This window comes from Pseudomonas sp. MYb13 (assembly GCF_002980075.1).
Classification (GTDB): Bacteria; Pseudomonadota; Gammaproteobacteria; order Pseudomonadales; family Pseudomonadaceae; genus Aquipseudomonas; species Aquipseudomonas lurida.
The window spans coordinates 244,922-264,770 of sequence record NZ_PCQI01000007.1 but is presented as its reverse complement, the minus strand read 5'-3'; the positions used below and the strand labels follow the sequence as shown (position 1 = coordinate 264,770).

General features: G+C 62.5%; 10 protein-coding genes and 2 pseudogenes. 4 read left to right on the top strand and 8 right to left on the bottom strand.

The annotated features are described in order from the left end of the window. Positions 1-9,323 (bottom strand): non-ribosomal peptide synthetase (locus CQ002_RS15820; protein ID WP_105702710.1); only part of this gene is annotated, 9,323 nt, incomplete at its 3' end. 209 nt (positions 9,324-9,532) lie between these two features. On the opposite strand from CQ002_RS15820, the pseudogene CQ002_RS28910 reads away from it, so the two are divergent. Then, a pseudogene (locus CQ002_RS28910) lies at positions 9,533-9,604 on the top strand (type II toxin-antitoxin system HicA family toxin); the annotation flags it as partial. 53 nt (positions 9,605-9,657) lie between these two features. Here CQ002_RS28910 and CQ002_RS15810 read toward each other — a convergent pair. Beyond that, positions 9,658-10,830 carry an MFS transporter gene (locus CQ002_RS15810; RefSeq protein WP_105162025.1) on the bottom strand — a complete coding sequence of 391 codons (1,173 nt, stop codon included), beginning with the start codon at positions 10,828-10,830 and terminating at the stop codon, positions 9,658-9,660. A gap of 140 nt (positions 10,831-10,970) precedes the next feature. Here CQ002_RS15810 and CQ002_RS15805 point away from each other — a divergent pair, with 140 nt between their 5' ends. Further along, positions 10,971-11,558: a TetR/AcrR family transcriptional regulator gene (locus CQ002_RS15805; RefSeq protein ID WP_069023225.1), complete on the top strand. Its 588-nt coding sequence runs from the start codon at positions 10,971-10,973 to the stop codon at positions 11,556-11,558. Here CQ002_RS15805 and CQ002_RS15800 read toward each other — a convergent pair. Genes CQ002_RS15800 through fmdA form a run of 5 tightly spaced genes read right to left on the bottom strand, consistent with a single transcriptional unit; the run spans position 11,542 to position 16,560 of the window. Then, on the bottom strand, positions 11,542-12,897 hold the full coding sequence (locus tag CQ002_RS15800; protein WP_105162024.1) for an MATE family efflux transporter: 1,356 nt from the start codon (positions 12,895-12,897) through the stop codon (positions 11,542-11,544). The two genes, CQ002_RS15805 and CQ002_RS15800, sit on opposite strands and share 17 nt — an antisense overlap. Positions 12,898-12,934: 37 nt before the next feature. Then, positions 12,935-13,918: an AAA family ATPase gene (locus CQ002_RS15795; RefSeq protein ID WP_105162023.1), complete on the bottom strand. Its 984-nt coding sequence runs from the start codon at positions 13,916-13,918 to the stop codon at positions 12,935-12,937. Between the two features lie 3 nt (positions 13,919-13,921). Next, a complete protein-coding gene (locus CQ002_RS15790) occupies positions 13,922-14,965 on the bottom strand; it encodes an aliphatic amidase (RefSeq protein WP_069023217.1) in 1,044 nt (347 codons plus the stop codon). A 15-nt stretch (positions 14,966-14,980) separates the two neighbouring features. After that, the gene (locus CQ002_RS15785; RefSeq protein ID WP_105162022.1) at positions 14,981-15,328 is read right to left on the bottom strand and encodes a zinc ribbon domain-containing protein; all 348 of its coding nucleotides are present in this window, start codon (positions 15,326-15,328) and stop codon (positions 14,981-14,983) included. A 2-nt stretch (positions 15,329-15,330) separates the two neighbouring features. Next, entirely contained in the window at positions 15,331-16,560 is a 1,230-nt protein-coding gene (fmdA, locus tag CQ002_RS15780; protein ID WP_098466290.1) for a formamidase, read from the bottom strand. A gap of 232 nt (positions 16,561-16,792) precedes the next feature. Here fmdA and CQ002_RS28905 point away from each other — a divergent pair. Continuing rightward, positions 16,793-17,308 (top strand): annotated as a pseudogene (locus tag CQ002_RS28905) (MCP four helix bundle domain-containing protein); the annotation flags it as partial. Between the two features lie 66 nt (positions 17,309-17,374). Next, positions 17,375-18,433, top strand: a complete 1,059-nt coding sequence (locus tag CQ002_RS28900; RefSeq protein WP_371919459.1) for a methyl-accepting chemotaxis protein — start codon at positions 17,375-17,377, stop codon at positions 18,431-18,433. Between the two features lie 136 nt (positions 18,434-18,569). Here the strand turns inward: CQ002_RS28900 and CQ002_RS15770 are convergent, their stop codons facing one another. Next, positions 18,570-19,676: a hypothetical protein gene (locus tag CQ002_RS15770; protein ID WP_105162020.1), complete on the bottom strand. Its 1,107-nt coding sequence runs from the start codon at positions 19,674-19,676 to the stop codon at positions 18,570-18,572. Positions 19,677-19,849 lie beyond the last annotated feature (173 nt).

Below are 19,849 nucleotides of genomic sequence, written 5' to 3'. Positions count from 1 at the left end.
TTCATTACCGCCAGGAACGCCACCATGATTTCGGCACTGCGCGGCATGGCGATGGCCACGCGCACTTCCGGGCCGACACCACGGGCGACCAGCGCATGGGCCAGGCGGTTGGCCTGGCGGTCCAGCTCGCCGTAGGTCAGGGTTTGCGCGTCGAATTTCACCGCCACCGCCGTCGGGGTTTCCCGGGCGCGGTCGGCGACTCGTTCGTGGACCAGGCGCTTGGCCGGAAAACCCGCGTCGGTCTGGTTCCACAGTTGGATGATATGTTGCTGCTCTTCGCCGTCCAACAACTGCAACTGCCCAATGTTCTGCTGCTGATCGGCAACCATTGCCTGCAACAGGTTCTGCCAATGCCGCGCCATGCGCTCGATGGTAGAAGCCTCGAACAGGTCGGTGGCATAACTCAGCGAGGCATTTAACTGCTCCCGGGATTCTTCGATGTCCAGGGTCAGGTCGAATTGCGCGACCGCCTCGTCCCAGCTCATAGGACTGACTTCAAGCTGGCCCAGGCGTTGTAAATGCTGGCCGGCTAGGCTGATATGGTGGTTGAACGCCACCTGGAACAGCGGGTTCACGCTGAGACTGCGCTCGGGCTGCAGCGCCTCAACCAGTTGTTCGAAGGGCAAGTCCTGATGGGCCTGGGCTTCGAGCGCACGCCGCTTGACCTGGGCCAGCAACTGGCTGACGGTGGTGTGCCCATCGATTTCGGCCTTGAGCACCTGGGTGTTGACGAAAAAGCCGATCAGGCGCTCGGTCTCGACCCGGTTGCGGTTGGCAATCGGCACGCCGACGCGAATATCCGGCTGGCCGCTGTAGCGATGCAGCAACACTTGATAGGACGCCAGCAACAGCATGAACAACGTCACACCCTCGCGCTGGGCCAGGGCCTTGAGACTGTCGAGCAACGGTATTGGCAACGGGATGTGCAAGCGTGCGCCGCGATGGGTCGGCACTGCCGGGCGCTGATGATCGAATGGCAGTTCCAGCACCGGTTGCTCGCCACCCAACACTTCACGCCAGTAATCGAGCTGGCGAGCTTTCTCGCCTGCTTCCATCCAGCTGCGCTGCCACAGTGCGTAATCGACGTACTGGATCGGCAGCGCCGGCAGTTGCAGCCCTTCGCCCCGGCTGTAGGCGGCATAAAGCTGCACCAGTTCATCGACCATCACCTGCATCGACCAACCATCGGAAATAATGTGGTGCTGCACCAGCACCAGCACGTGTTCGTCTTGCGCCAGGCGCAACAGTCTGACACGCATAAGCGGGCCCTGGCGGAGGTCGAATGGCTGGGTGATGCTCGCTTCTACCTGGGCTTTCAGACTCGCTTCATCGACGTCCGCCAAGGCGATCTCGATCCTTGCTGGCGGGCTGATCACTTGCACGGTGCGGCCGGCATCTTGCTGCAAGTGGGTACGCAAGCTTTCGTGGCGCGCGACCAGTGTATCGAAGGCACGCTGCAGGGCGTCGCAGTCGAGTTGCCCTTTCAGGCGCAACGCGCGGGGTACATGGTAGGCCGCGCTGCGGGGGTCCAGTTGCCACAGGAACCATTGGCGCTCCTGCGCATAGGACAGCCCCAGCGGCTGCTCACGTTCGACGCGCTCCATACGGGTGCTTTCAACGTGTGCCTGGGTCAGGCTACGGACAAAAAGGCCCAGCACCGGCTGATCGAACAGGGCTTTCAAGCCCACATCGAGGCCCAGGCCATGACGGATGCGCGAGACGGCCTGGGTAGCGATCAGCGAATGCCCGCCGCGCTCGAAGAAGTGGTCATTGAGGCCGACACGTTCGACACCGAGTACTTCGGCCCAGATCGCAGCGATCTGTTGCTCCCGTTCAGTCAGTGGCGTGATGTACTCACCACCCGCTGCCTCGGGTTTGGGCAGGGCCTTGCGGTCCAGTTTGCCGTTGGGACCCAGGGGCATCTGTTCCAGCAGCATCCATTGGGCCGGGACCATGTAGTCCGGCAAGTGTTGAGCCAGGTGTGCACTCAGCACATCGCGCCAGTCATCGCCGGCGTTGTGCAGCACCAGGTAGCCCACCAGGTAGTTGCCATCGACGGCCAGCACGGCGGCCTCGCGGACCCAGTCGTGCTCCAGCAGGCGCGCTTCGATTTCACCCAGCTCGATACGCAGGCCGCGCAGCTTGACCTGGTGGTCGATACGCCCGGCGTATTCGATCACGCCGTTTTCGCGATAACGCGCCAGGTCGCCGGTGCGGTACAGGCGCTCGCCCTTGATAAACGGATGCGCGATAAAACGCTCGGCGGTCAGGGAAGGACGGCGGTGATAACCACGGGCCAGGCCAACGCCGCCCAGGTACAGCTCGCCCAATACACCCACCGGCACCGGTTCGAAGTTGCTGTCGAGGATGTAGCACCCAAGGTTGGCAATCGGACGGCCGATCGGTACCGCGTCGCGGCCTTCGTCCACACAGGTCCAGTGGGTCACGTCGATGGCGGCTTCAGTCGGGCCATACAGGTTGTAGAGCCTGGCTTGCGGCAGTTTGGCGAAGACTTGCTGCTGGGCGTCCACCGGCAAGGCTTCGCCGCTGCAGACGATGCGCTGCAGGCTTTGGCAACTCGACACCGCAGGGTCCTGCAGGAACACCTGCAACATCGACGGCACAAAGTGCAGCGTGGTGACGTGTTCGGCATTGATCAGGCGGACCAGCTTGGCGGGGTCACGGTGATCGCCAGGCGCCGCGACGACCAGGCGTGAGCCGGTCATCAGCGGCCAGAAAAATTCCCACACCGACACGTCGAAGCTGAACGGGGTCTTTTGTAGCACCGTGTCACTGATGTCCAGGCCATAGGCGTCCTGCATCCACTGCAGGCGGTTCAGCAATGCCGAATGACGGTTGCCCGCGCCTTTAGGCTGGCCGGTGGAGCCCGAGGTGTAGATCACGTAGGCAAGATTTTCACCGTCCAGCGCGATCCCGGGGTTGGCGTCGCTGTAGGCCTCAAAGGCCGAGTCACCCAGCACCAGGCTTTCCAGTCCATCCGGGATCGGCAACTGATCAAGCAGATGGGCCTGGGTCAACAGCAGTTTCACGCCGCTGTCTTCCAGCATGTAGGCCAAGCGCTCACGCGGGTACTCCGGGTCCAGCGGCACATAGGCACCACCGGCCTTGAGCACAGCGAGCAGGCCCACGACCATTTCGATGGAACGTTCCACGGCCAGGCCCACCAGCACGTCCGGGCCTACCCCGGCTTCGATCAGGCGATGAGCAAGACGGTTGGCGCGGCTATTGAGGTCGCTATAGCTCAGGGTTGTCTCGTTGAAGCGCAACGCCGGCGCTTCCGGCTGTGCCAGCGCCTGGGCCTCGAACAGCTGGTGTACCCACTGCCCTTGCGGATAGTCGCGCTGGGTGGCGTTCCACCCCTCCACCACTTGCCGGCGCACCGCGTCCGTCAGCGACGGCACCTCACCCACACGCCGCGGTGTGACACTGGTCAAGCCGTGAAGCAGGTGCTGGAAAGACTCGGCCAACTGCCGAATCTCGTCGTCGCCGAACGACTGCACGTCAAAGCTGAAGTCGAACTCCAGGGCCGCCCCGGCGCCAAGCAGCACCGTCAACGGATAGTGGGTCTGCTCGAAGTTCTGCACATGACTGAAGGTCAGCCCAGCCGGTGCGCCTGCGGCCAGCGCTGTGGACACCGGGTAGTTTTCAAACACCAGCAGCGTGTCGAACAACGCTGCGCCGCCCGTACCCGCCCAGCGCTGGATATCGAACAACGGCGTATGTTCGTGTTCACGCAGGCTGAGGTTCAGTGCCTGCACCTGCTGCAACCATTCCCCCACCCACAACATCGGACTGGGGGTGGCGATAACCGGCAAGGTGTTGATAAACAGACCGACCTGCTGCTCCACACCCGGCAAACCTGCTGGCCGACCGGAAACCGTGGCGCCAAACACCACGGTGTCCTGGCCGGTCTGGCGTTGCAGCAACAACAGCCAGGCGGCTTGTACAAGGGTGTTCAGGGTGATTTTGTGGGTCTGGGCAAACCCCTTGAGTTGGTCAGTCTGTGCGATGCTCAGGGCCAGTGCGTAGCTGCCTTTGGCGGCCGAAGGATTGGAACCGGCGGCGCGTGCCAGGCGCGTTGGCTCCTGCATCGTGACCAATTGGTCCTTCCAGAAGGCTTCGCTGGCAGCCGATTCCTGAGCTTGCAACCAACCGATATAGTCACGGTAATGCCCTTGCAGCGTCGGTAACGGCCGGCCGGCGTAACACTCCAGGACCTCGCCGAACAACTGCGCACGGCTCCAGCCATCCAGGAGAATGTGATGATTGGTGTAGATCAGATGGAAGCGGTCGACACCGGTGCGTACCAGTTTCAGGCTCAGCAGCGGCGCCTGCTCCAGCACAAAACCTTGAGCCCGCGTCGACTCGCTCAACGCGTCCAGCGCGGCGTGCTGATCCGGCAGGGCCTGCCAGTCGTATTCGGCGAACGGCAGGCCCGCTACGCGATACACCGCTTGCAACGGCTGCGTCTGGCCCTGTTGCCAGACAAACCCGGTGCGCAACATGTCATGTCGTGCCAGCACCTGCTCCCAGGCGCGTTGGAACCGAGGCACATCAAGGCCGTGGATATCGGCACGCAGCTGGCTGACATAGATATCGTCAAGGCCCTGCTGGTAGAGGCTGTGGAACAACATGCCCTGTTGCATCGGCGACAGCGGATACAGGTCCTGCACCTCGCGTGCGGGCAGCGCCAGATCGTCCAGCTGGGATTGGGTCAGTCGGGCCAGGGTCACGTCGGCCGGTGTCAGGCCGCCCTGTTTCGGATCGACGCAATGCGCGATCAGCGCCAGCAGTTCCTGCTGGAAATCCTCCGCCAGGCGCTGCACAGTCGCCACTTCGAACATCTCGCGGCTGAACCCCCACTGCAGGGCCAGTTCACCGCCATACACCTGCCCTTCCACCGTCAGCCAGTTGGCCAACGGTGCTTCCGGGTCCTGGGCCTGCCCGCTGCCCTGGGTGGCGGGTACGAACAGCGCCGACTCGTTGAACTGGCGGTCGAACTGGCCCAGGTAGTTGAAGGTGATACGCGGCGCGGCCAGGCCCGACAGGGTTTCACGGGCGTCAGGCGTGCCGAGGTAGCGCAGCAGGCCGTAGCCGATGCCTTTGTGCGGCACGGCGCGCAGCTGTTCCTTAACCGACTTGATCGCCGCCGACAGCTCGCCCTCGGCGTGCAGGCACACCGGGAACAGGCTGGTGAACCAACCGACGGTGCGGCTCAGGTCAACGGTGTCGAACAGGTCTTCACGGCCATGGCCTTCCAGTTGGATCAGCGTGGCAGACTGCCCGCTCCAGCGGCTGATAACGCGCGCCAGTGCGGTCAGCAGCAGGTCGTTGACCTGGGTCCGGTAGGCCCCAGGGGCGTCTTGCAGCAGTTGACGGGTGTGTTCGGCAGTCAGGCGGATTTCGAGCTTGCTGCCAAGGCGGTTCTGCAGGCCACCTTGGGGGTTGTCGCACGGTAGGTCGGCGCTCGCGGCCTGGGCTTGCCAGTACGGCAGTTGGTCGTCCAGTGTCTGCGCATGGGCCTGCAACTGCTGCGCCCACACTTGGTAGGCACTGGTCTTGGCCGGTAATGCGGCGTTGCGGTAGGCCTGTTGCAGGTCTTCAAGGAGGATGCGCCACGACACGCCATCGACCGCCAGGTGATGCACCACCAGCAGCAGGCGCTGGGCACCGTCGGCCAACGTGACCAGTACCGCGCGTATCAGCGGGCCCTGTTCAAGGTCGAGGCTGCGCTGGGCTTCGTCGCAGAGTGCGGCCAGCTCAGCCTCGTCAGCAACCTGGGACTGCCACATTGAGGCGCTTGCAACCGGCTCGGCGTGAGCCTGTTGCCAACCGTCTACGCGCGGCGAAAAACGCAGGCGCAGGGCGTCATGGTGGTTGATCAATCGGGTCAAGGCCGCGTCAAGGCGCGCGGGCTCCAGGGCTTCACGCGGGGTCAGCAGCAGCGACTGGTTCCAATGCTGGCGCGCCGGGATCGCCTGCTCGAAAAAGCTGTGCTGCACGGGCGTGAGGATCACCTCGCCACTGACGGGCCCCTGGTCGATGACCGTCGCCTGCTCGAAGCTCGCCACCAGCGCCAGGCTGCGTACGCTCTGGTACTGGAACAGGTCCCGTGGGCTTAAGCGAATACCCGCCTGGCGCGCACGGCTGACCACCTGGATGGAGATGATCGAATCGCCGCCCAGCTCGAAAAAGTTGTCGTCCAGGCCGACCTGTTCCACACCCAGCACGTCGCTCCAGATCGCCGCCAGGGCTTTCTGCAGGTCGTTTTGCGGGGCGATATAGGCCTGCTGCGGCGCGGCGTCCGGCAACGGCAAGGCCTTGCGGTCGAGCTTGCCGTTGGCGGTCACCGGCAGCTTGGCCAGGGGCACCATATGGGTCGGCACCATGTATTCCGGCAGGCTGCTGAGCAGCCAGGCCTTGAGGTCGGCCGGCGCCTGGTCTTCCAGCACCAGGTACGCGACCAGTTGCTTGCCGCCCTGCACCAGCACCACGGCTTCGCGCACCGAGGGGTGCTGCATCAGGCGCGCCTCGATCTCGCCCAGTTCGATACGCAGGCCGCGCAGCTTGACCTGGTGGTCGAGGCGACCCAGGTAGTCGATCACGCCGTCGGCGCGCTGGCGCACGCGGTCGCCGGTGCGATACAGGCGCGCGCCGTCACCGAAGGGGCTCGGCACAAAACGCTCGGCGGTCAGTGCCGGGCGCCGATGATAACTACGCGCCAGGCCAGTACCGCCCAGGTACAGCTCGCCACTGACGCCCGCGGCAACAGGGTTGAGCTGGGCGTCGAGCACGTAGGTGCCGAGGTTAGCGATGGGCCTGCCGATGGGCACGCTGTCGGCACCTTCGTCGATGCAGGTCCAGTGGGTGACGTCGATGGCGGCTTCGGTCGGGCCGTAGAGGTTGAACAAACCCGCCCGTGGCAACTTGGCGAACACTTGCAACTGCGCATCCAGCGGCAAGGCTTCGCCGCTGCAGACGATACGTTGCAGACTGCCGCAGGCCTGTACGCCCGGCTCATGGATAAAGGCCTGGAGCATCGAGGGCACGAAGTGCAAGGTGGTAATGCCGTGCTGCCCGATGGTTTCGATCAGCCGTGCCGGCTCACGGTGTTCACCGGGGGCCGCCACCACCAGGCGTGCGCCGGCCATCAGCGGCCAGAAGAATTCCCACACCGACACGTCGAAACTGAAGGGGGTTTTCTGCAGCACCGCGTCGCTGGCGTCCAGCCCATAGGCCTGCTGCATCCAGCACAGGCGGTTGACCAGCGCGCGATGGCTGTTGCCGGCGCCCTTGGGCTTGCCGGTGGAGCCGGAGGTGTAGATCACGTAGGCGAGGTTCAGTGCCTGGATCGCCACGGCAGGCGATTCGCTGCTGTAGCCGTCGAGCCACAGCGCAGGCTGGTCCAGGGCTATCACTTGGAGACTGGCGACAGGCAACGACGGCAGCAGGCGCTGCTGGCTGAGCAGTAACTGGATGCCACTGTCCTCGATCATATAGGCCAGGCGTTCCCGCGGGTATTCCGGGTCCAACGGCACGTAGGCACCGCCAGCCTTGAGAATCGCCAACAGGCCGACCACCATTTCGATCGAACGCTCGACGCAGATCCCTACCAGTACGTCCGGGCCAACGCCCTGCTCGCGCAAGGCATGGGCCAACTGGTTGGCACGCGCATCAAGTTGCGCGTAGGTGAGTGTGGTAGCACCGAACGCTAGCGCCGGCGCGTCGGGCGTCGCGTGGACCTGGTCTTCGATCAGGTGGTGAATACCGCGCTCGGTCGGGTACGCCTCGGCCGTCTGGTTCCAGGTATGGACCAGCACCTGCTGCTCATCCGCAGCCAACATCGGCAACTCACCGATACGCTGCCCGCCATCAGCCACCATGGCCCGCAACAGGCTGATCCAGTGCCCGGCCATGCGCTCGATGGTCGGCGCGTCGAACAGGTCGTTAGCGTAGGTCAGCGCGGCGTGCAGGGTGCCGGATTTCTCATAGGTGTCGAGGGTCAGGTCGAACTGGGTGGTACGGCCTTGCCATTCCACCAGCGCCAACTCCAGGCCGGAGGCGGTGCTGACGTTCGTAATATCAGCCACCACCGGCTGGTGGTTGTACATGACCTGGAACAGCGGTGTATGGCTGAGGCTGCGCTCGACCTTGAGGGCTTCTACCAGGCGCTCGAACGGCAATTCCTGATGGGCCTGGGCACCCAGTGCGTGCTCCTTTATGCCTTGCAGCAGCTCAGTGACAAGGGTTTGCCCGGTCAGCTCGGTGCGCAGGACCTGGGTATTGACGAAGAAACCGATCAGCCCTTCGACTTCCGTGCGGTTGCGGTTGGCGATCGGCACGCCGACGCGGATATCACCCTGCCCGGTGTATCGGTGCAGCAGCACATTGAAGGCGCCGAGCAACAGCATGAACAACGTAACGTTGTGCTGTTGTGCGCAGGCACGCAGCTGTGCGGCCAACTGCGGGTCGATCGCGAAGTTATGGCGTGTGCCCTGATAGCTCGGCATGGCCGGGCGCGGGCGGTCGGTGGGCAACTCCAGCACCGGATGCTCGTCGCCCAGCCGCGCCTGCCAGTATTCCAGCTGGCGGGCCTGCTCCCCAGCTTCCAGCCAGCGGCGCTGCCACAGGGCGTAGTCGCTGTACTGGATCGGCAAGGCCGGCAGTTGCGGGGTCTGGTTGCGCTCATGGGCGTCGTAAAAGCGGATGAACTCATCAATCAGCACATTCATCGACCAGCCATCGGAAACGATGTGGTGCAGGGTCAACAGCAGCACGTGCTCCTGGGCGTCGAGCTTGAGCAACTGCACACGCAGCAGCGGGCCGTTTTCCAGGTCGAACGGCAGCAGCGATTGACGGGTCGCGGCCTGGTCGACAGCCTGCTCACGCTCGGCGGGTGCCAGGTGGCTCAGGTCATCGTGCTCGACGGTTAACGGCGTGTCTGTCGCCACCTGCAACAGGCGCTCATCGGCCTGGCGCTGGAACACCGTGCGCAGGGTTTCGTGCCGCGCGACCAGGCTGGCGAACGCCTGCTCCATCGCGTCCAGGTTCAACGCACCTTTGAGCCGCACGGCGCCCGGCAGGTTGTAGGCACCGCTGGCCGGGTCCAATTGCCACAGAAACCACATGCGCTGCTGCGCGTAGGACAGCGCCTGGCGATCCTCCACCTCCACCCCTGCCGGAATCGGAAACCGGGAAAAATCCACCCCTTCTTTCTGCAAGGCTTGCAGGAACAATTGGCGCTTTTCCAGAGGCAACCCGATAAACCGGCGAGCAAGTTTCAAGGAGTCTTCAGCATTCATTTCTTGGAGTCCGGAGCAATAGGCAGGAAGCACAAAGGCACGTCGTCCCTATAAAACGAACCGGAGAGGGAAAAATTAGCGGGGGATGGATGGCCTGGAACGAGGTGTCTTCAAGGGTTACTTCAAACGCGGGAAGACGAACCGATCACGCGCTGGCATTGACGAACACCACCTTTTGCAACTAAATCCAATTACACACCGGGAGCACTGTGTCCAAAAATGAAAAGCTGCTCGCCAAACTGCTCAACGAACAGATGGCATTCACCTGGCCCGCCAGGCTTTGCAAGCGTTTTTACAACACCACAGTGCAAATGCTTCCCCGGCGATTGGCTGACTATCCCAACCGCCGATACCCCAACACCGCTGACCCCAGCACCACCGCCCCCGCCACCAACGCGACCCAGAACCCGCTGGTGGCGCCAAAGTGGTCGATCATCCAACCGGAACTGGCGGCGCCAATGGCCACGCCGATGCTGAGGCCGGTGATCAGCCAGGTCATGCCTTCGGTCAGGCGGCTGGGCGGCACGATCTGCTCCACCAGGGCCATGGATACGATCAGGGTTGGCGCGAAGAACAGCCCGGAAATAAAGATCGCCACCGCCAGCCCTGGGATGTTGGTCACCAGCAGCAACGGCAAGGTGGTCAATGCCGTGGCGACACCGCAGAACAGGAACTGTCGCGGCAACGGCGCCTTGAGTTTCAGGGTGCCGAACGCCAGCCCCGCCAGGCACGAACCGATGGCGTACACCGACAGCACGATACTTGCCGCCGCTGGCTGGCCCTGATGCTGGGCGAAAGCGACGCTGACCACGTCCACCACGCCAACGATCACCCCCATGGCCAGCAGCAGGATCATCAGGATCAGCACCGGCGGTGACGCGATCAGCCAGCGGCCGTGATGGTCCTGGTGTTCATGGACGGGAGGCTCGGTCGCGCGTTGCAATACGAACGTGGTAACGCCCACCGCCAGCAACAACGCTGCCACCAAGGGCCCCGCCTCCGGGAACAGCGCCACGCTCAGCCCCACCGAGATCGGCGGGCCGATGATGAAGCACACTTCATCCAGTACCGACTCCAGGGCAAAGGCAGTCTGCAGCTTGGGCTGGCCTCGGTACACCTCGGTCCAGCGTGCGCGCACCATGGCCGACATGTTGGGCATGCAACCGGCCAGGGCCGCGAACAGGAACAGCGTCCAGTTCGGCGCCTGCAAGCGGGTGCACAACAGCAACATCAACAACGCCCCGCCGCCGATCAGCGCGGCAATCGGCAGCACCCGGCCCTGGCTGTAGCGGTCCACCAGGCGTGAGACCTGCGGCGCACAAAATGCCGTGGCCAAGGCAAACACCGCCGCCACCGAGCCCGCCAGGCCGTAACCGCCGTGCACCTGCGAAAGCATGGTGATCAAGCCAATCCCGGTCATCGACACCGGCATGCGCGCCAGCATCCCCGCCAGTACAAAAGCCCGGGCGCCTGGGACCTGGAACAGCTCGGCGTAAGGGTTTGCCATCCTGATGGACCTCTTCCTGAATGCCTGCAACTTGCTATCTGCAATGAGCGAGGCAAAATACATACGGTGCGTATGTCACAAATCATGCGTAACATACGCAGCGTATGTCAATCTCTGCCTTGCCCAATGTGAGCCCTACCATGAGCCGAGCCCGTGCCGAAATGATCGAAGACACCCGCGCACGCCTGATCGCCAGCGCCCGCAAGGCCTTCGCCACCCAAGGCTATGCGAACACGTCGATGGACGATTTTACCGCCCGCGCCGGCCTGACGCGGGGCGCGTTGTACCATCACTTTGGTGACAAAAAGGGGCTGTTAGCCGCCGTGGTGGCCCAGCTCGACAGTGAGATGGACAGCCGTTTGCAGCGTATTACAGACGAAGCTGCAGACCCGTGGAGCGGCTTTTGCGAACGTTGCCGCGCCTATTTGCGCATGGCCCAGGACGGCGAGATCCAGCGCATTGTGTTGCAGGATGCGCCAGCCGTATTGGGCGACACCGGCTCCCAGCAATATTGTGTTGAATCGTTGCGCCAACGACTGGAAGCGCTGATGCACGCCGGTGTGATCCACCACGCCCCGAGCGTCGCACTGGCGCAATTGATCAATGGCAGCCTGGTCAACACCGCCCTGTGGATTGCCCGCGATGAACACCCGGGCGACCGCCTGGAGCAAGGGTTGCAGGCACTCGAGTTGTTGCTGCGCGGCCTCAGCCTCACACCAACCGCTTGATCTGCTTGTGCCGCCACACCAACCGGTAATAAGCAGTCTGCAATGCCAGCATGGCCAGGTAAGTCACCGGAAACGCCATCCACACCCCTTCCAGCCCGAAGTGGGCGTTGAGCAGGTACGCCATCGGCAGCTCGACGCACAGCACACAGAAGATCGAGATGATCACCGGCATCAGCACCACGCCGCTGGCGCGCATGATCCCGCCGATCACGGCCTGGAAACCGAACACCAGGATGCTCCACAACATGATGTGCAGCAGGTGTTCGGCGTTGACCCGCGCCGCGTCGTCGGTGATGAATAGGCCGAGCAACCAGTGCGACAGGACGTAACCCAGCACGATCAGGCCGCCGGTGAGGCATGTATTGATCAATAAGCCGGTGCGCAGGATCGGGCCGATGCGCTCCAGACGCCCGGCGCCAATCGCCTGTGCGCCAAGGATCGACGCCGTGATGGCAATCGATAGCGCCGGGAATTGCACGTAGTTGACGATTTGCGTCACCGCGCCATAGGCCGCCGTGGCCTGTGAGCCATGGCTGTTGACCAGGGCGAGGATGACCAATTCTGACAGCGACAGCACCACCATCTGCAGGCCGGTGGGCAAGCCGATGCGCAGGACTTTGCCGAGAATCACGCGGTCCAGGCGCAAGGCCGCGAGCAGTTCGCGATCTGGCGCCATCACATGGTTTTTATGCCGAAGTCTCAAGATCAGAAACAGCATGGCCAACGCGTTACCTACCAGCCCCGCATACACCGCGCTCTGGATGCCCAGGGGTGGCAAGCCGACCCAGCCGCGAATCAGCGCCGGCGTCAGCAGCAGGCCGACCAGGGTCGAAACCATCAGCGCCAGCAACGGCGATAGCGTGTCGCTGACGCCGCGCAGCAACTGGGTGTAGAGGATGAACACCAGCAGCAACGGCATGATCAGCATCATTTTTTGGGCATAGCCCACCGCATCGTCCAGCACATCAACCGGCGTGCCGAGCGCCTGCAACGCCGGACGCGCAAACAGGCTACCCAGCACTGCCGCAATCAGGCCTACCAGCGCGCCCAGGGTCAGGGTGGCGCCGGTAATCGCCTTGACCATCCCCGTCTCCTGCGCCCCCCAGGCCTGGCCGATCAACACCGAGGCGCCCGCCCCCAGGCCGATCACCAGGGCAATAAAGAAGAAGACGATGGGAAACATCCCCGACACCGCTGCCAACGCCTGGGTGCCGAGCATCTGCCCGACATAGATGCCGTTGAGGGTGCCAGAGAAGCTTTGCAGGAAGTTGGACAGCACCATCGGCGCCAGAAAGATCAGGTAGACCTGCCACAGCGGGCGTTGCAAGGAGCTTTGCATGAAAAACAGGGCCTCGGAAAACTAAAGCGTCCGAGGGTTATACCGGAAGTGGATCCCATCTTCCTGTGCTTTCGGGTTCAACCACCAGGCCGGCGTTGCGCACCGTCGCACGCAGGTGTCGGGCATGCCCTTGCAACAGGCATTCGGCAATCGCCGGTTCCAGTTCGACCCGCAAGCGTCTAGCCAGCGCTCGAGCGCCAAATCGCACGTCGTGCTCACGGCACAACCAAGCCCGCGCCTGCTCATCCAGCACCAACGAACGCTGTTGCGTCGCCAGGCGCTGGTTAAGTTTGCCCAGTTCCACCGCCAGCAGCGCCTCCAGCCACTGCGCGTCGATGGGCTCGAACATCAGGATACGGTCGATACGGTTGAGAAATTCCGGCTCGAAATGCCCATGCAACGCCTCTTCCAGCACCTGCGCCTCCTTGCGGGCAAACACGCGCAACAGGCGTCGCCAACCCTGGGTAAAACGCAGGCGATGCCGGCGTGCCTGTTGCGCGCCGACATTGCTGGTCATGAAGACCAGGCTGTTGCGGAAGTCAAACGTGCGCGTGCCACCGGCCAAGGCCAACTGGCCGTTTTCCAGTATGCCAAGCAAGCTGCGCACCACCTGCGGGCTGGCTTTTTCCAGTTCGTCGAACAGCACGATCCCCGGCCGGCTATAGGCACCCTGGATCAGCTCACTGTTGAACAGGCTGATACCCTCCTTGCTGCCCACGTACCCAGGCGGCGCGCCCGTCAGGGCGGCGGCATAATGCTCCTGGGCGAGGGTGTGCATGTCGATGCGGCAAAAACCATCGGCGCGACCGTGCAGCGCCTGGGCCAGCACGCGCACGATTTCAGTCTTGCCGACCCCGGTCGGTCCCATGAACAGGTTGACGCTCAGCGGTCGGTCGCGTTCGCCGATATCGGCCTTGACCACCTTGAGCATCCCCTCCACCTGCACCAGCACCGCCTCCTGGCCGACGATCCGGCTGCGCAGCAGGGCCATCACCTGGGCCGGTTCAAAGGTAAAGCGCATGCCCTACCCCGCCGTCTTTTCTTGACCGCCGTGGGGCAATTGCCCCACCGGGCACTCGGCAACGCCTACCGTGCTGCGAGTAATTTTCTCCACGTTTTCCTGGGCTTTCTGCGCGTCCAACACCCAGGTGCGGTAGAACTCGAATGGGCAATCCGCCACGCCCTTGTCGCCATCGCCCGAGGCATGCATGCCGGTGTAGCCGCGGTGCAGCAGCTTGAACAGATGGTTCTGCGACTGGTCATTAGCCCGTGCATCGCGGATCTGCGACACCGACAGCTGCGCATACTGAATGCCCATTTCCTCCTCGCCACACTCGCCCAGGGTGCGCCCATCAAAGCCGATGATCGCCGAGTGGCCGAAGTACGAATACACCCCGTCGAACCCGGCCGCGTTGGCCACCGCCACATAGCAGTTATTGGCCCAGGCCATGCTCTTGGACATCTGCACCTGCTGCTCCTTGGCCGGGTACATATAGCCCTGGCAACGCACGATCAGCTCGGCACCCTTCATTGCACAATCGCGCCAGATCTCCGGGTAGTTGCCGTCGTCGCAGATGATCAGGCTGATCTTCATGCCCTTAGGCCCGTCGCACACGTAGGTGCGATCACCTGGGTACCACCCCTCGATGGGGCACCAGGGAATGCACTTGCGATAACGCTGCACGATCTCGCCAAGGTTATTGATCAACACCAGAGTGTTGTAGGGCGCCTTGTGCGGATGTTCCTCGTGGCGCTCACCGGTCAGGGAGAACACGCCCCAGGTATTCGCCTGGCGGCAGGCCGCGGAGAAAATCGCGGTCTCCTCGCCGGGAATGCTCGCGGCGGTGGCCATCATCTCATCGTGGTCGTACATGATGCCCATGGTGCTGTATTCCGGGAACACCACCAGGTCCATGCCGGGCAGTCCTTGCTTCATGCCGACAATGATCTCGGCAATCTTCTTCGCGTTGTCGATGACCTCGGCCTTGCTGTGCAGGCGCGGCATCTTGTAGTTCACCACCGCTACACCGACGGTGTCCGGGCTGCTGGAAATGTCGCCATGGCGCATTACGACGCTCCTGTTCTAGTGACTGATCATCCACGGCCGTGGGCCGGTCTTGGTCTTGAGCCCCAAGGGGTTGGCCTTGCTGGGCTCTACCTTTTTGTGGGTACCACAGCAACTGCAACCCGCCGGGTGTTGGCGGCTTTGCTGGTATTCGCCGACCGTTTGCGGCGCATGGGCACTGCGCTCGTTGCCGGCGATAGCCTTGCGCTGGTTGGCCGACAGCGTTTGCAGCGCAGGGGCCGACACCCGCAACTGACCGCCCGGCCCTGCGCAGTAAGGGCATTGGCAGGGCTCGTTACGCTGCGCCATTGGGCGCAGCAGGGTGAAGGTGCCGCAGGTGTCGCAGGCGTATTCGTAGGTCGGCATGGCTACAGGTCCGGTGCGATGGGCAGGTCGATGCTGCCGTCGAGGAACTTGGTCGGGCCGCTGGCATTGGGGTTGATATCGAACTCGAAGATTTCCGTGGGCAGCCACAAGGTCGCACAGGCGTTCGGGATGTCCACCACACCGCTGATGTGTCCCTGCACCGGCGCCGAGCCGAGCAGCGCATACCCCTGTGCCGGCGAATAGCCGAACTTGGTCAGGTAGTTGATCGCATTCAGGCACGCCTGGCGGTAGGCGACATTGACGTCCAGGTAGTGCTGCTGACCCTGTTCGTCCACCGAGATACCTTCGAAAATCAGGTAATTCTTGTAATTGGGCGTGATCGGGCTCGGCTTGAACACGGGGTTCTTGATCCCGTACTTGGCCATGCCGCCCTTGATCAGTTCGACCTTCATGTGCACCCAGCCCGCCATCTCGATCGCGCCGCAAAAAGTGATCTCGCCATCGCCCTGGCTGAAGTGCAGGTCGCCCACCGACAGACCGGCGCCATTGACGTAGACCGGGAAGAAGATCTTCGAGCCCCGCGACAGATCCTTGATATCGCAGTTACCGCCATGCTCACGCGGCGGCACCGTGCGCGCGCCGGTCGCGGCCGCATCATCACGGGCCTGGCCGGTGAGCTTGCCCATATGAGCGGTGGCGGCCAACGGTGCGTTGGCCAGCGGCGGAACGCGAGTCGGGTTGGTGTCAATCAACTCCTGCTCGCGACGGTTCCAGTCGGCGAGCATCACCGGGTCGGGCAGGCAGCCAATCAAGCCAGGATGGATCAGCCCGGCAAAGTTCACCCCGGGGATGTGCCGCGAGCTGGTGAACATGCCTTTGAAGTCCCAGATGGCTTTCTGCGCGCTGGGGAAGTGATCGGTGAGAAAGCCACCGCCGTTCTGGCGCGAGAAGAAACCGTTGAAGCCCCACTGGGAGTCGGCCTTGGCACCGATATCCAGCAAGTCCACCACCAGCAGGTCGCCCGGTTCGGCACCGTGGACCCCCACAGGGCCCGACAGGTAATGCACGGTAGACAAGTCCACATCGCGCACATCGCTGGCGTCATCGTTGTTCTTGATCGCGCCGGCAGTCCAATCATAGGTTTCCAGGATGAAGTCATCGCCCGGCTTGACCCAGCAGGCCATCGGGATATCCGGGTGCCAGCGGTTATGGATTTGCTCGTTCTCGGTGACAGGCTGGTTGAGGTCGACTTTGATCAGCGTTTCAGTCATGGACTGGCTCCTGGACGGATGACGGGTGCGTGAGATCCAGTCTCGGGCGGCCAGGGAAAACGGGAAATACGTTGGATGACGTATGAACGAGGTTGTCGCGGTTTTATTCCATCAATTCGCTCGATGACAGTTTCAGTATTTACTGATTGGACGCTCGGCCGACGGGTCGTTAGATTTCACCACAAGATAGCGTTTAGCCATCACCTCTAACCCCTTCTATATCGAGCTTTCCATGAAAAAACCTGTCTCGCTGGCGATGCGCATCGGCCTGGGCTTCGCGTCCACCCTGTCGCTACTCGTGCTGATCACCGCCGTGGGTATTCAACGCGTGGGTTTTATCGACAGCACACTCAAGGACGTCGGTGAAAAAGCCGCCGTGGTCCAGCGCTACGCGATCAACTTCCGTGGCAGCGTGCACAACCGCGCCATCGCCATTCGCGACGCGGTACTGGTCAAGGATGAGCCGACGCTCAACCGCCACCTGGCCGAGATCGACCAGCTCAAGCGCGATTACCAGGACTCCGCCGCGAGCATGGATCGCCTGTTCGCCAACACCGCCGCCAGCGCCGAGGAGACCCGCCTGCTGGGCGACATCAAGGCCATCGAGACCCAGGCGCTGGCCTCCACCGAACGCGTGATCAACCTGCGTCGCAGCAATGACATCGCCGGCGCCCAGGACTTGCTGTTGGTCCAGGCCTCGGCCCACTACACCGAGTGGCTCAAGCGCGTGAATGCGCTGATCGACTTCGAAGAAGCGCAAATCAAGCAACGCCTGGACACCGTGCAATCGACCGCCAGCAACTTTGCCCTGCTGATGGTGCTGGCCAGCGCCGTCGCGATTATCTTGAGCGTGCTGGTGTCGCTGCTGATTATCCGCAAGGTCAAGGCCACCCTCGGTGCCGAGCCGGAAGAAGTCGCCGAGGCGATCCGCCGCCTGGCCAATGGCGAGCTGAACCAGCCCATCGACACCCGCTACCCCGACAGCGTGATGGGCATTCTGAAAAACGCCCTGGCACGCCTGGGTGACACCATCACCGAAGTGCGCTCGGCAGCCCAGGCGCTGCGCCACGCCTCGGTCACGCTGTTGTCGGTAGCCAGTGACAACCGCCAGCAGATCACTCTGCAAACCAGCGAAGCCCAGCACGTTGCGGCCGCGATCACGCAAATGGCCGCCTCGGTCAGCGAAGTCTCGGGCTACGCTTCCGCTGCGTCCAAGGCGACGATCCTGGCCGACGCCGAAGTGGACAGCGGCCACCGCCTGGTGGGCGAAGTGAGCGTGGCTATCGAGGAATTGGCGACGATCCTCGACGAGGCCACCCACCGGGTCAACCAGGTGTCCAGCGACAGTGAGCACATCGAAACCGTGATCGAAGTGATCAACGCCATCGCCGCCCAGACCAACCTGCTGGCACTCAACGCCGCCATTGAAGCCGCACGCGCCGGTGAACACGGCCGAGGCTTCGCGGTGGTGGCCGATGAAGTGCGCTCCCTGGCGACGCGCACCCAAGAGTCCACCCAGGAAATCCGCGACATGATCGGCAAGCTGCAAACCGGCACCCAGGACGCCGCCGACATCATGCAACGCAGCCGCAGCCTGGCCCAGGTCACCGTGGCGCAAACCCGTGACTCGCAAGTGGCGCTGGGCAAGATCAGCCAGGAAGTGGGCGCGATCAACGCGATGAACGCGCAGATTGCCAGTGCCTCGGTGCAGCAAAGCGTCGCTGCAGAAAAAGTGGCGCAGAACGTTACGCGCATTCACAGCTCCACCGTGCAATCGGCGGCCGGTTCCGAGCAGGTCGAAAACGCCAATCACGAACTGGCGGAGCTGGCGGATCGCTTGAGCACCAAGGTGGCGTTTTTTAACGTGGCCTAGCGTTTGTCGCGCTTCATCTGCATGGTCAGGGTGAAACGGTCTGCCGGGTAGACCGTTTCCGAAGCGCAACCACCTCAAGTGTTACCGGTGTGCCGGTCCACCTGAGTACGGGCCAATGCTACGCCCTTGTTCAGCGTTAGCAACGAGGTGCATCCGACAACGTGGCCGCCAGGTTATCCATATCACCATGGCCAAACTTTCCGTCAGGGTTCTTGTCGTTGTCTCCAGCAATATCCAACGGTCGCAGTAGTTCAGGGCGATGTAACAAGAGCTCGCGAGCTGCCGCCACAGCCTCAGCGCTGAAACACCTGGTGGTCGGTTTCAATCCAGCCGCCTCCTGCAAGTCGTCAAAACTTGCCAAGCCCGCACCGGGTGTCTTGGTGTACTGCTCGAAGTTTGCCTTGATCTTCAGAATAAGTGCTTTATCACTCATGCTTTGATACTCGTCCGAAACATCACCCAAGTCTTGCCTGGAGAACGCCCCGTTCAGTTCTCCGCTGCGGCCCTTATCGAGGGTCTTGAACAACTTGGCACGACGCTCAAGCATTTCAGTTGCTATATCTATCTCGGCCTGCGTGGCAGGCTGGCCATTTAGGTGATATCCGCTGGCAACCGCATTGAGCGACCTATCAGTGATCAGGCCCGGAGTGTTCGGGTCTTCAAAGGAACTGAAACGTGCCAGCACCCTTTCGCAGAACTCCTCCTTCGTATCGTTGGCATACGGGCGATGTCCGGAGGCCTGCACCGCATCGCCCCGTTGACTTGCGCCCACAGGTTGCCAGTTGTCCTGCGGGGCGAATTGATTGTTCAGGCGCTGGCTCTGGAAGTTGCCGTTATAGCGCCCGGGCAACTCACGCCCGGGCGGTGACTCTTGCTGAGCGTAGTAAGCAGCCACCTCGTCCGCGTCACCCTGGCTGATCAGCCCGTCCTCCTGCCCGTTATGGTTGATTGCATCGAGCAGGTGCTGCATTTCAGTGTCGCTGAGGATAAACCTGGCCAGCATTGTCATTTGGTCGTGAAACGGGTTGCCGGTCAGCGGACGATTAGCAAAATGCTCCATGTCGGCCGGCGTGACAAACCCGGTGGGGCCCTGGAAATAACTAAAGTTATTGGAAAAATCCCGCGCCGCCCTCGCTCTTGTATGGGTATGGGATTGGGCTTCCCAAGAGACTTGGCGCACATCAGAAGCCGGTGATCTATTGAAATGAAAGGGTGAGGTTTGACCGTATTGAGTATTAAACATAGCAACACCTTAGATGGTTGGATGCGTCGCAATCGACCAACACACGATTGGCATTTTGTCGACGCCCATCTGTGGCCACATGACGGGAAACGGTTCCAATGAACATAGGTAAACCAACACTTACGTGCAGGAAAACTTACCGGCATTCGCACGATGAAAATTAGTCCACGAGA